8 protein-coding genes are annotated in these 12,411 nt (G+C 64.1%); 2 read left to right on the top strand and 6 right to left on the bottom strand.

Translation table 11 applies throughout. The features are described 5' to 3' along the window. Positions 1-46: 46 nt before the first annotated feature. Positions 47-1,321 (top strand): amidohydrolase family protein, encoded by a 1,275-nt coding sequence (locus tag AWB66_RS03475; protein WP_087628888.1) that lies wholly within the window; start codon positions 47-49, stop codon positions 1,319-1,321. A gap of 266 nt (positions 1,322-1,587) precedes the next feature. Next, positions 1,588-2,376, top strand: coding sequence for a hypothetical protein (locus tag AWB66_RS03470; RefSeq protein WP_087628887.1), 789 nt, complete (start codon positions 1,588-1,590; stop codon positions 2,374-2,376). 264 nt (positions 2,377-2,640) lie between these two features. Here the strand turns inward: AWB66_RS03470 and AWB66_RS03465 are convergent, their stop codons facing one another. From AWB66_RS03465 to fixL, 6 genes are all read right to left on the bottom strand, one after another. Then, positions 2,641-4,782, bottom strand: a complete 2,142-nt coding sequence (locus AWB66_RS03465; protein ID WP_087628886.1) for a M3 family metallopeptidase — start codon at positions 4,780-4,782, stop codon at positions 2,641-2,643. Between the two features lie 136 nt (positions 4,783-4,918). Further along, positions 4,919-5,773: a bifunctional methylenetetrahydrofolate dehydrogenase/methenyltetrahydrofolate cyclohydrolase FolD gene (gene folD / locus AWB66_RS03460; RefSeq protein WP_087628885.1), complete on the bottom strand. Its 855-nt coding sequence runs from the start codon at positions 5,771-5,773 to the stop codon at positions 4,919-4,921. A gap of 385 nt (positions 5,774-6,158) precedes the next feature. Next, the gene (locus tag AWB66_RS03455; RefSeq protein WP_087628884.1) at positions 6,159-7,109 is read right to left on the bottom strand and encodes a DUF2950 domain-containing protein; all 951 of its coding nucleotides are present in this window, start codon (positions 7,107-7,109) and stop codon (positions 6,159-6,161) included. A gap of 59 nt (positions 7,110-7,168) precedes the next feature. Further along, positions 7,169-8,554: a DUF3300 domain-containing protein gene (locus AWB66_RS03450; protein WP_087628883.1), complete on the bottom strand. Its 1,386-nt coding sequence runs from the start codon at positions 8,552-8,554 to the stop codon at positions 7,169-7,171. A gap of 521 nt (positions 8,555-9,075) precedes the next feature. After that, positions 9,076-9,714 carry an oxygen response regulator transcription factor FixJ gene (gene fixJ / locus AWB66_RS03445; RefSeq protein WP_087628882.1) on the bottom strand — a complete coding sequence of 213 codons (639 nt, stop codon included), beginning with the start codon at positions 9,712-9,714 and terminating at the stop codon, positions 9,076-9,078. Further along, complete coding sequence (gene fixL / locus AWB66_RS03440) at positions 9,711-12,239, bottom strand: oxygen sensor histidine kinase FixL (protein ID WP_087628881.1); 2,529 nt, start codon at positions 12,237-12,239, stop codon at positions 9,711-9,713. The genes fixJ and fixL overlap by 4 nt, the downstream gene beginning before the upstream one ends. Positions 12,240-12,411 lie beyond the last annotated feature (172 nt).

Here is a 12,411-nt window from a genome sequence, read left to right as displayed (position 1 = left end):
CTACAATCGACCGGAACGACAAAACCGCAAGCCCAAGGAGTCGCCCATGGACCTCATCATCCGCCGCGCCGCGCTCGCCCGTTCCCGCGATACCGTCGACATCGGGATGGAAGCCGGCCGCATCGTCGCGATCGAGCCGCATCTGCCGGCCGCCGCGCGCGAAGAAATCGACGCGGACGGTTCGCTCGTGACCGCGCCTTTCGTCGACGCGCACTTTCACATGGACGCGACGCTCTCCTACGGCCTGCCTCGCGTGAACGCGTCGGGGACGCTGCTCGAAGGCATCGCGCTTTGGGGCGAACTGAAGCCGGAACTGACGCAGGAAGCGCTCGTCGAGCGCGCGATGCAGTATTGCGACTGGGCCGTCGCGCGCGGTCTGCTCGCGATCCGCTCGCATGTCGACGTATGCGACCCGCGCCTGCTCGCCGTGGAAGCGCTGCTCGAAGTGAAGCGCCGCGTGAAGCCGTATCTCGACCTGCAACTGGTCGCGTTTCCGCAGGACGGCGTATTGCGCTGCGCGGGCGCGTTCGAGAACCTGAAGCGCGCGATCGCGCTGGGTGTCGACGTGGTCGGCGGCATTCCGCATTTCGAGCGGACGATGGCGGACGGCGCGGCGTCGGTGAAACTGCTGTGCGAATTCGCGGCGGAAAAGGGCCTGCGCGTCGACATGCACTGCGACGAAAGCGACGACCCGATGTCGCGCCACATCGAAACGCTCGCCGCCGAAACGCACCGGCTCGGCTTGCACGGACGCGTGACCGGCTCGCATCTCACGTCGATGCATTCGATGGACAACTACTACGTCAGCAAGCTAATTCCGCTGATGCGCGAAGCGGGCGTCGCGGCGATTGCGAATCCGCTCATCAACATCACGCTGCAGGGGCGCTCCGATACTTATCCGAAGCGGCGGGGCATGACGCGCGTGCCGGAGTTGCTGGCGGCGGGCATCGATGTCGCGTTCGGCCACGACTGCGTGATGGACCCGTGGTACAGCCTCGGCTCGGGTGACATGCTCGAAGTCGCGCACATGGGGCTGCACGTCGCGCAGATGACGGGCATCGACGGCATGCGCGCCGCGTTCGACGCGGTGACGACGACGCCCGCGCGCATCCTCGGGATCGAAGGGTATGGGATCGAAGTGGGATGCAACGCGGATTGCGTGGTGCTGGATGCGCGCGATCCGGTGGAGGCGATACGGTTGCGGGCGGCGCGCACGGCGGTGGTTCGGCGGGGGAAGGTGGTGAGTCGGTCGCCTTTGGTACGCGCGAGTTTGGCGTTGGAGGGGAGGCCGGGGGAGGTGAGTTTTAGGCTGGAGCGGTGAAAAGCGGGTAACCGTATCAACGATCCCTTCTTCTTTATGGGCGCAGTGTGAGCAGAGGGACGCAAGTGCTAATGAGGTGTCGCGGAACGACCGGTTGCGCTCACTTCAGAACACCCCACTAGACGACCAGATTCCCCGGCAAGCCGCGTGTGTTGTGTGCAAGAGATATTCCTGTGGCGTCCGGTCGCAGGCATGGTCAATGTCGTCTGGCATACTAATTAAAGTGTTAGATAAACTAAACAGAATATTAGCGTTAAAGGACGACCATGATTGTGTTTGAAATAGTTACCCCAGGTACATGGCTCGACTATGAAGACAGGGAATGGACGTGGCGGATTGAGGGGCAGCTTCGATTTCTTGAATCGCAATTTTTTGAAGCCAATGCGGCATTAAATTTGTTTATTGGCGCGCAGTCGATTGGCCGCTCGGTTGCAGATCGTGAGAACTGGGAGCGCGATTTGCAGCGTCGGTCTGAGATCCGGCATGCCGTTGAGAAAATGCATGCTGGCATCCAGCCTTGGGATAATTTTGACGAAATCCACTTTGAAACCGAAGTCCGCTTCAAGCGAGAAAGGTGGGCAACCGGCGTTGTGCCATGCGAGTTCGAACATAACTTGTCATTCATTTACACCCGTGCATTTTTGTACGCGCTCGATGCTTTCGATAAATTCTTCGGCGTTCTTGCGAAGGAAGAAAAAGTCCCTGCGGACGTGGCAACTCATCATGCGAAGTTCGCAGACGCTTTCCCTCACCTTCGTGGTGTTCGCAATACGGCCCAACACCTTGAAGATCGTCCTCGGGGTCTAGGCGCAGGCCGGAAACCTCAGCCCCTTGAACTTAAACCAGTTGAAAATGAGTTCATCAATGCGCCAAATGGTGGGGTTCTTATACTGAACGGTCTTATGTGCTCAAAGTATGGATCTACAATGTCAGACGGCCATTATGGGGAGATCGATGTATCACCTGAGTCAATGCTGCGGTTAAGGGAAACTCTGGAAGCAGTCTTGTCGTCATTTAGGTGGCATGGACCGAGAAGACACGCTCCGAGTGCGTAACAAATCCTTTACTTAACAGCGTCGAGCCCTACGTGTGGCTTCGCGACTTTATCGGCGCCGTAAGCTCCTCGCCGCCGATTCGCTTCCCAGATTTCCTCAAACGGTTTTCGATCGAAATCCGCCGCTGAGCAACGCGAGCTTGTCGTGCCGCAACGTTAGTCCCGCAACAGATAACACCGCAACCAACCATCAAATATCGATACCCGCAAAACCAAAGGCCCTCGAAAGGGCCTTTGTCATCACAACATCTCCACAGCGGGAAAATCAATCCACCCGCAAATGCACTGCATCCGCCGTCATCCCGTTATGCCGCAACAGCGCATCGATATTCGGCTCCCGTCCACGAAACGCCTTGAACGATTCCATCGCGGGCCGGCTGCCGCCCACTTCCAGAATCTCGCGTCGATAGCGAATACCCGTCTCAGCATCCAGCACCGACCGGTTCGCCAACTTCGCCGCTTCCTCGAACGCGGCATACGCATCCGCCGACAGCACCTCCGCCCACTTGTAGCTGTAGTACCCCGCCGAATACCCGCCCGAAAAGATATGCGTGAACGTGTTCGGCCAGCGCGAGAACGGCGCCTGCGGCACCACATGAAACTTCTCGTTGATCTCGCGGGCGACGTCGGTCACGCTCTTGCCTTCGTCGCGCGACGGGTCGTAGGACGTGTGCAGCACCATGTCGAACATCGAGAATACGATCTGCCGCAGCGTGCCGAGGCCGCTCTGGAAATTCTTCGCGGCGAGCATCTTGTCGAAGAGTTCGCGCGGCAGCGGCGCGCCGGTATCGACGTGCGCGGACATGTCGGTGAGCACGTCCCACTCCCAGCAGAAGTTCTCCATGAACTGCGACGGCAGTTCGACCGCATCCCACTCCACGCCGTTGATGCCCGAGACGCCCATTTCATCGACGCGCGTCAGCATGTGATGCAGCCCGTGACCGAACTCGTGAAAGAGCGTGATGACTTCGTCGTGCGTGAAGCACGCCGGCTTCCCGCCGACGGGCGCGGAGAAATTGCACGTCAGGTACGCGACGGGCGTCTGCACGTCGCCGCCCGCGAGCTTGTGTCGCGAGCGCGCATCGTCCATCCAGGCGCCGCCGCGCTTGCCTTCGCGCGCGTACAGGTCGAGATAGAACTGCGCGACCATCGAACCGTCCTGGTTCTCGACGCGGAAAAAACGCACGTCCGGATGCCAGACGGCCGCTTCGTCGCGGCGGATCGAGACGCCGAAAAGCGTCTCGGTGACTTTGAACAGGCCCTTGAGCACCGCTTCCTGCGGGAAATACTGCTTCACCTCGTTTTCCGAGAACGAATAGCGCTGCTGGCGCAGGCGCTCGGCGGCGAAGGTCGCGTCCCACGGCAGCAGTTCGGGCATGCCGAGCTCGGTCGCGGCGAACGCACGCAGTTCCATCCAGTCGTTTTCGGCGTGCGGGCGGGCGCGCTTCGCGAGGTCTTCGAGGAATGCCATCACCTGCGCGGGCGACTCGGCCATCTTCGGCGCAAGCGATACTTCCGCGAAGTTCTGGTAGCCGAGCGTATGCGCTTCTTCGGCGCGCAGCTTGAGATTCTCTGCGACGTTCGCGGTGTTATCCCATTCGGGCTTGCCGTCGCCGTACATCGCGCCAAGCTCGGACGCGCGCGTCACGTAGGCGCGATACATCGCCTCGCGCAACGGACGGTGTTCGGCGTACTGCATCACCGGGAAATACGACGGGAAATGCAGCGTGAACTTCCAGCCGTCCTTGCCGTCCTTCTGCGCGGCTTCGCGCGCCGCCTGGATCACGTCTTCGGGCAGTCCCGCGAGTTCGCGCTCGTTCGTGACGAAATGGGCGAACGCGTTGGTCGCATCGAGGACGTGGTCCGAGAAGGCCTTCGACAGCGCCGCCTGTTCTTCCTGCAACTGCGCGAAGCGCGGCTTGCGGTCCTCGGCCAGTTCGGCGCCGGAGAGACGGAAGTCGCGCAGCGAGTTTTCGAGGATCTTCCTGCGTTCCGGCGACAGCGTGGCGAACTCGTCGCCGGCTGCGATCGCCTTGTATTTTTCGTAGAGCGCGAGATTCTGGCCGACGCTCGCCCAGAATTCGGTCACGCGCGGCAGGTTTTCACCGTAAACGGCGCGCAGCTCGGGCGTATCGGCGACGGCGTTCAGGTGCCCCGCGACGCTCCACGCGCGCGATAGCCGCTCGGAAGCCGATTCGACCGACTGGACGATGTCTTTCCAGGTGGCGGGCGTATCGGGCGCGCTCGCGTGCTCGACGGCCGCTTTCGCGGCGGCGAGCAGTTCGTCGAGCGCGGGCGTCACGTGTTCGGGTTTGATCTCGCCGAAACGCGGCAAGTCGGAGAAATCGAGCAGCGGGTTGGGCGGGTTGGCCTGATCCGCTGACGTGGCTAACGTGGTGTCGCTCATGGCTCTCCCGGTCTCGTGTAAGGGACGGGCCGCGAGGCGCCCGCCCGTGTTCATGGCTACAGGGCGATTATTGGGGCGATGAAAGCAAATCTCAAATCGATTGTCGCTACGGACGCGATGGCTGCGATGCGCGTGCCTACCGTTGCGCCGCGCGCTCGGCCGCTTCGATCGTGTTGACGAGCAGCATCGTGATCGTCATCGGGCCGACGCCGCCCGGCACCGGCGTGATGAAGCCGGCCACTTCCCGCACGCCCGCGAAATCGACGTCGCCGCAGAGCTTGCCGGCGTCGTCGCGGTTCATGCCGACGTCGATCACCGTCGCGCCCGGCTTCACCATGTCGGCGGTGAGCACGTTGCGGCGGCCGACCGCCGCGACGACCACATCCGCGTTGCGCGTGTGCGCGGCGAGGTCGCGCGTCTTGCTGTGGCAGATCGTGACGGTCGCGCCGGCTTCGAGCAAGAGCAGCGCCATCGGCTTGCCGACGATGTTCGAGCGCCCGATCACGACCGCGTTCGCGCCCTTCAGGTCGATGTCGTATTCCTGGAACATCTTCATCACGCCATACGGCGTGCACGGGCGAAAGAGCGGCTTGCCGGTCAGGAGCGCGCCCGCATTGGCGACGTGAAAGCCGTCGACGTCCTTTTCCGGGGCGATCGCCTCGATGACCTTGTGGCTGTCGATGTGCGCGGGCAGCGGCAACTGCACGAGGATGCCGTGGATCGCCGGATTGCGGTTGAGCGTGTCGATATGAGCGAGCAGATCGGCCTCGGAGAGCGACGCCGGAAAGCGGTCGAACACCGAATGCAGGCCGTTGTCCTGGCACGCCTTCACCTTGTTGCGCACGTAGACTTCGCTCGCCGGATTGTCGCCGACCAGCACGACGGCCAGGCCCGGCTGGTGCCCGCGGGCGGTGAGGGCGGCGGCGCGGGTGGCGACATCGGTACGGAGTTTCTTGGACAGGGCGGTGCCGTCGATGAGTTGGGCAGTCATGGCGAATCGGTTGAGAGTAGGCAAGTGGTGTGATGCGGACGGTTTTCGCGGCGTGCGCTCGGGCGCCGTGCCCTGGGTGTCGACTTTGGGCGGCGGGTGCGGGTCGCCTTCTGGCGCGGTTTTGGGCGGCTTCGGCACGGTTTGCCGACAGGCGCCGGTCGAAAACCTGGCGAGTCAGAGCGACCGACGATGCCCGCGCCCGAACGGCGCGCTTTGCAACTCGCTCGAAACCCGCTTGCAGCCGCTCGAACCCGTGCCCTGAAAATCGATTGGGACGGCGCTGATGGAAAGAGTGAAATTATACCGCTTCGGGCTGATGCGCTGCCCTGCGAGGCCCGGCGGCGGGCCTCGCTCGTCCTCTCCGGCCCTGCAGCGTTCGGCGGTCTCAGGGCGAGACGGGCTGCCAGCTGTCGTCGGGATCGAACTGGCGCAGCGCGGCGGCGGCGGTCGCCGTCGACGGCCCGAGGTTCTTCTCGTAGACCTGTCCGTCCTGGTTGACGATGAACGTCATCACGCCGGTCTTGCCGTATTGCGCCGGCCAGGCGACGAGGCCGAAGCCCTTAGACATCTCGCCGCCGCTCACGTAGCTTCCGGCGCCGCCTTTCGCGTGCGGACCCTGCGCCGTGAGGATCTTGAAATGGTAGCCGTGATAGGCGTCGGCGGGCAGGGTGTGGTTCGGCATCGTCGCGGCGAGCGGGCCGAGCGGGCTTTCCGGCTCGCCGGGCGCGCTGTCCCAATAGAGGCCGTCGCGCTTGCCCGGCGTGCTGACGAAGCGCTGCGCAAAGTGCTGCTGCTGCTTCTGGTAATCGTGCTGGGCATGGACGTAGCCGAGCGCGGAGAGCATCGCCGAATGCTCGTTGCGGCCGATGCGCCGCGTCATGATCTCGTCGCGCGCGGCGGGCAGGTCGAACTGCCAGCCCTTCGCGCGCTGCACGAGCGGGATCGGCAGCGTCCAGCCGCTGTCGCCGACTTCGACGTGCGCGCTCGCCTGTCCGCCGAGCGGCGCGGCATCGTTGACGATGCGATGCTGCTTCGCCCACGCGCCGAGGTAGTCGTAGATGTCCTGCTCGCCGATGTTGTCGGTCGGGATGAAGCGGCCGAAGTCCTTGCCGAGCACCTGTCGCAAGGCGTCGTGATCGTTTCTCGCGATGGCGTCGGTGAGCGCTTCGGCGGCGGCGTCCGGGCTCCGGTAGGTCGACTGTGCGTGAGCCGCCGGCGTGGCGACCAGCAGCACGGGGGCGGCCGCGAACGTGCCAAGCACGCCGACCGCGGTGACCCATGCCACGACGCGCGCGCGAAGGATCGCGGACGGGACGATGAAGGAAAGTTGAGTCATTGCTGGGCTCCTGAAGCTGATTGCGTCAAAACGTGAGGCACGCGCGCGGTCGCGCGCGATCACCGGCGATGCATGCCGTGACCGCCGCCGCCGCCACCGCCACCGAATCCGCCGCCACCGCGTGCGCCTCCGCCGCCGCCCCCGCCAAATCCGCCGCCTCCGTGCTGGCCGCCGCCGCTGAATCCACCGCCGCCGCCGCCGCGTTGCACGCCGCCCCCGCCGCCCCCGCCGCCGCGGTTCGCGAACGATTCGCGGCTTGCCTGGCCGCGCTGCGCGTCGCGCCGCGCGGCGTTGCCGTCGCCGGCGCCACGCAACGCGTTGTCGCGGTTGACGCCCTGCGCGCGCTGTTGCAAATCGGCGCGATTCGCGGCACCTGCACCGCCTGCACCCGCGCCTCCCGCGCCGCCGCCCGGGCGGCTGCCGCCCTGCCTGATGTCCTGCACGCGCTGGCTGGCCGAACCGCCCACGTCCTGGCCCGTGCGCGTCTGCAGCGTCTGGCGCGCCTGCGCGCGCGGGTCGTCGCGGCCGCGGAACTGGTCGCGGTTGGCGCCGGCGTTGCCCGCGTTGAGGTTGTTCTGCCGGTTGTTCAGATTCGCGTTGTTGCGATTGAACTGCGGATCGTTGCGATTCCAGCGCGCGGTCGTGTTGTTCGCGTTGATGCGGTTGTTGACGTTGATGTTGTTATAGCGATTGACGTTCACGTTGACGTCGTGGTTGTTCCAGTTGAAGCCGCCCCACAGCGCGTTGGTCACCGCGATCCCCGCGCCGAACGCGATGCCCGCCGCGAACCCCGACGCGATCGCGTAGCCGGGCGGCGGCGGCACATAGATGGGCGGATACGCCGGATAAGGCCAGACTCCGTAGACGACCGTCGGGTTGTAGGTCGGCACGTAGACGACCTGCGTGCTGGTCGGCTGGATCTGGATCGTGCTCTGCTCGACGACCACCTTCTGCTGCTCGTTCGACTTCAGGTTGCCGGCCGTCTGCGCCGCGCGGCGCAGGCGCTGCACGGAGTCCATCACGTCGTTCGGCTGCGCGAGAAAGGCGTTGCCGAGCTGCGTCGTCCAGTCGGGCTTCGAGGCCATCGTCGCGAGCACCTGCGGAAACGCCACGAGCGATTGCACGCTCGGGTCCCACGGCTCCGAGGCGACCGCCTTCACGGCGTCGTCGCCCTTCAGGTTCGTGTGCGAACCCGACCACGACGCCGCCGCGCTCACCTCCGACGGGTAGGTCGCCGCCATCAGCACCTGCGCGAGCAACGCGTCGGGATAGAGCGCGACGGGCGCCGTCAGTGAATCGAGCTGCTGGTTGGAGAGCTTCGCCGCGGCGGGTGCGCTCGTCTGCGCCTGCGCGAGCGCGGGCGGCGCGTGGACCGCGAGGAGCGGCCCCGCGAGGAGCGCCGCGCACAGCAAGAGGGTGCGCGAGGTCGGGCAGGCATCGGGCACGCACGGTGCCGATACGTCGTTCCAGTATCGATTCACGATCGGGTCCTCCGGGCCGCCGCCTGCGCGACAGCCGATGACAAGACCGCCAGGACGCGCATCGCCGGGAACCGGACGAGGCCGCCGTGCGGCGAAAGAATCGGAAAGGGCGTTTGACTCGAAGGGTGGACGAGGCCCGGCGCGCGGCGCGAGAGCCGGATCGAAGCGCCCGCGCGAACCGACGGGCGGGAGCACGCAACGCCGAGGTCACTGCGGCCTGCCTGCCGATCCAGGACGTTGCTTGACGCCTTGTCGTGCATAACGGGTTCCGGTGGTGTCGGTTGGGCTATTTAAATGGCCGTAGACATGACGTGTCAACGTGATAGAAGCAATACCACGTTTCCGAAAACGCGGGAACTTGTGCGCAGGTGGGGAAGAAGAGGCGAGGCGGGCCGGGAGGATGTGCGGCGGCGCGCAACGCCGGATATCGACGATCCGGCGCGCGCGCGCAAAAACGATCGGCGGCCGGTGTCAGCCGCGAAGGCTCATTGCTGGGGCTTGTTGGAGAGCGCGAGCCTCAGCAGGTCGGCGACCGTATTGACGCTCAGCTTCTCCATGATGTTCGCGCGATGCGCTTCCACCGTCTTGATGCTGATGCCGAGATCGTCGGCGATCTGCTTGTTGAGGCGCCCCGCGATGATCCGTTCGAGCACCTGATGCTCGCGCGCGGTGAGCTTGCCGAGACGCTCGGCGGCCGCGCGCTGCTGCTGGACGCTCGTGCTCTCGCTGCGCGCCTTTTCGAGCATGCGCTCGACCAGCTTGCGCAGTTCGGCTTCGTCGAACGGCTTTTCGATGAAGTCCATCGCGCCTTTTTTCATCGTCGAGACGGCCATCGGGACGTCGCCGTGCCCGGTCACGAAGATGATCGGCAACAGCGAGTTTTCCGCGATCAGCTTTTCCTGCAGTTCGAGGCCGGTCATGCCCGCCATCCGCACGTCGAGGATCAGGCACGAGATCGCGCCCGAATGCGCGACCGGCAGATAGACGTCGAGAAAGCTCTCCGCGCTCGCGAAGCACTGCACGCGATAGCCGTTGGCTTCCAGCAGCCAGCGCAAAGAATCACGCACGGCTTCGTCATCGTCGACGACAAAGACGGTTTCCTGAGTGGTGACTGGACTGCTCATAGCTCTCCCGTAACGGTTTGTTGTCTGGTTTGTTCACTGTGAGCGTCCGGCCCGCCGTTGCTCGGGCTGTCGGACTCTCCAATTGGCAGACTGCAGTGGAACGTGGCACCCGTGATGTGACCGTCGGACTCGACGTTGTTCACGACCCACAGGCGTCCGCGATGCGATTCGATGATCGAACGGCAAATGTTCAGCCCCATGCCCATGCCGTCGGACTTGGTGCTGTAGAACGGTTCGAAGAGACGCTCGGCGGTGGCTTCGTCGACGCCCGGACCCTGGTCCACGACGCTGATGCACACGAAGTTGCCGTCGGTGCGCTGCACGACCACGCGAATCACCGGATCCACTGCGTTCGGTTTCGCATCATGCATCGCTTCGGCCGCGTTTTTCAACAGGTTGACCAATACTTGCTCGATCAGCACCGGATCGACGTAGATCACCGGCATGCGCGAGCGGATCTCGGTCAGTATCCGGATCTTGCGTTTTCTCGCTTCGATCTCCGCGAGCCCGACCGCATCGGCGACGATGTCGGAGACGCGCGTCGCCTGGCGCTTCGGCTCGCTGCGCTTCACGAACTCGCGGATGCGCTTGATGATCATCCCCGCGCGCACGGCCTGCTGCGCGGTCTTTTCGAGCACGGGCAAGAGGTTCTCCTGCGTCATGCGGCCCGATTTCACCATCGCGACGCAGCCCGAGCAGTAGTTGTTGATCGCGGCGAGCGGCTGGTTCAGCTCGTGCGCGAGCGACGACGCCATTTCGCCCATCGTCATCAGGCGGCTCGTGAACTGCAGCTTCTCTTCCTGCTGATGCGCGAGTTCCTGTGCCTGCTTGCGTTGCGTGATGTCGGTCGCGATCTGCATCTGCGCGAGATGGCCGTCGACCCACTGAATGTATTGGCGCCGCACTTCGAACCACTTCTGGATGCCTTCGACATAGACTTCCTGCGCGTCCGCCGAACTCTCCGTGAGCGCGGTGGCGGGCAGGCCCGCATAGGTATCCACCATGTCGATCGTATCGGGCGATGTCTGTGCGCCGTCGAACCCGCCGCCCGCGAGTTGCAGATGCCCGTCGGGCCGGATGCCGAACAGGTGCCGGTAATAGCGGTTCGCGAAGAGCAGTTCGGCTTCGTCGGCGGCGAGCACGGACACGGCCGCGTCGAGGCTTTCGAGGACGGTGGTGAAGCGCTCGTGCGCCGCGGCGAGTTCCTCGCGAGCGCGCTTGGGCTCGGTGATGTCCGTCATCGACGACATCCAGCCGGTCTGCCGCCCGGAACTGTCGATGAGCGGCGACACGTAAAGCCGCGCGTGGAAGAACGAGCCGTCCTTGCGGCGCACGCGCAGTTCGAACCCGGACGAAGGCGCCTTGCCGCGCAACGTCATGTCGAGCTGGCGCTGCATCTCCGGGTACGAGTCGCGCGGCCAGTACGGAAACGGCTTGGTCTTGCCGACGAGATCGCTTTCGTCCCAGCCCGTCATGCGGCAGAACGCCGGATTCACGTGCGTGATGCGCCCGTGCATGTCGAGCACGCGCATGCCGATCAGCACCGAATTTTCCATCGCGCGGCGGAAGAACGCTTCGGCGTAGAGCGCCTGCTGCGCCTCGAAGCGCTGGCGCGTGTGCTTCCAGAGGCTCCAGAGGCTCCACAGCACGAAGCACGACAGGCCGGCCACGAGCCACACGAGCGTGTTGTTCGTGAAGTTCGTGAGCTGCGGATACGAGTAGACGCGCACCGAGACGCCTTGTCCCGGCGGGTCGAGCGGCAGGTCGTAGAACATGTCGCGCGGCAGGCGCGGACGGCTCGACGTGGTGGCGAGCTCGCGGTTGTTCGGATCGGTGATCGAAATCTTGTACTTCGCCGACAACTCGCTCGGAATGTCGTGCTTGAGTATCCCTTCGATCGAGAACACCGCCGCGATCGAACCCATGAACTCCCGTTCGCGGAATACCGGCGTTTGCAGCGTGATGTAGCCGTTGCCGAGATCGTCGTAGAGAAGCGGCGAATAGATCTGGCGGCGCGTCGTGCGCGCTTCGTCGAACGAGGCCTGCACGGCTTCGTCCATTTGCGTGTCGTTGGGCTTGGCGAGGCGCGAACCCAGCACCGGCAGCGGCGTGTTGGGCCAGCGGGGCTTATGCTCGCTCGTGTACCAGTTCATGTACAGGATCTCGGGATGACCCTGCATGATGTCGGTGGAGGAGGTCTGAAAATTCGCCGGATCGCCGTGTCCGGTGGCGATATCGCGGGCGAGCGCCTGAATCTGTTCTTGCGCTCCGGTCATGGAAAGACGAATCTGCTGCTGGGCCCACGCGACATTGCGGTACAGCGTGTCTTCCTGCTGCTGCTGTTCGCGCCGGTTGAGACTCCAGAGAATCAGGCTCATCACGACCAGAAAGACCAGAATCGAGATGAGCGGCGTCAGTAAATAGGAGTTCGACCACCACGGTCCGTGGTGCCAGCGGGACGGCGACGAGTCTGTCGGCTTGCGCGACGACTTCGCCGAACGTGCGAAAAGCCGATCGGTCAACATGGCGGCAATTGTAACGCAGCGTCTGATTGTTAAATGGCGTAAAAAGGCGGGAAACCGCCTTCAAATGGTCGCAAGGGAGCGAAACGTCTATCAGAAAAGCCTTCACCGACGGTGCGTTGCAGCAATTTTTCGTATTATGAGATTCGCTCTCATGATTCGAAATATTCCTTGC

Source organism: Caballeronia telluris (genome assembly GCF_001544495.1).
Lineage (GTDB): Bacteria > Pseudomonadota > Gammaproteobacteria > Burkholderiales > Burkholderiaceae > Caballeronia > Caballeronia telluris.
The sequence above is the reverse complement of the archived record's forward strand: the minus strand, read 5'-3'. Positions and strand labels throughout refer to the sequence as shown.

Bases quoted from the DNA above. Each gene is read 5' to 3' on its own strand.
- AWB66_RS03455 (WP_087628884.1), bottom strand. From the start codon at position 7,109: ATGACTCAACTTTCCTTCATCGTCCCGTCCGCGATCCTTCGCGCGCGC.
- fixL (WP_087628881.1), bottom strand. From the start codon at position 12,239: ATGTTGACCGATCGGCTTTTCGCACGTTCGGCGAAGTCGTCGCGCAAG.
- AWB66_RS03465 (WP_087628886.1), bottom strand. From the start codon at position 4,782: ATGAGCGACACCACGTTAGCCACGTCAGCGGATCAGGCCAACCCGCCC.
- fixJ (WP_087628882.1), bottom strand. From the start codon at position 9,714: ATGAGCAGTCCAGTCACCACTCAGGAAACCGTCTTTGTCGTCGACGAT.
- AWB66_RS03470 (WP_087628887.1), top strand. From the start codon at position 1,588: ATGATTGTGTTTGAAATAGTTACCCCAGGTACATGGCTCGACTATGAA.
- folD (WP_087628885.1), bottom strand. From the start codon at position 5,773: ATGACTGCCCAACTCATCGACGGCACCGCCCTGTCCAAGAAACTCCGT.
- AWB66_RS03475 (WP_087628888.1), top strand. From the start codon at position 47: ATGGACCTCATCATCCGCCGCGCCGCGCTCGCCCGTTCCCGCGATACC.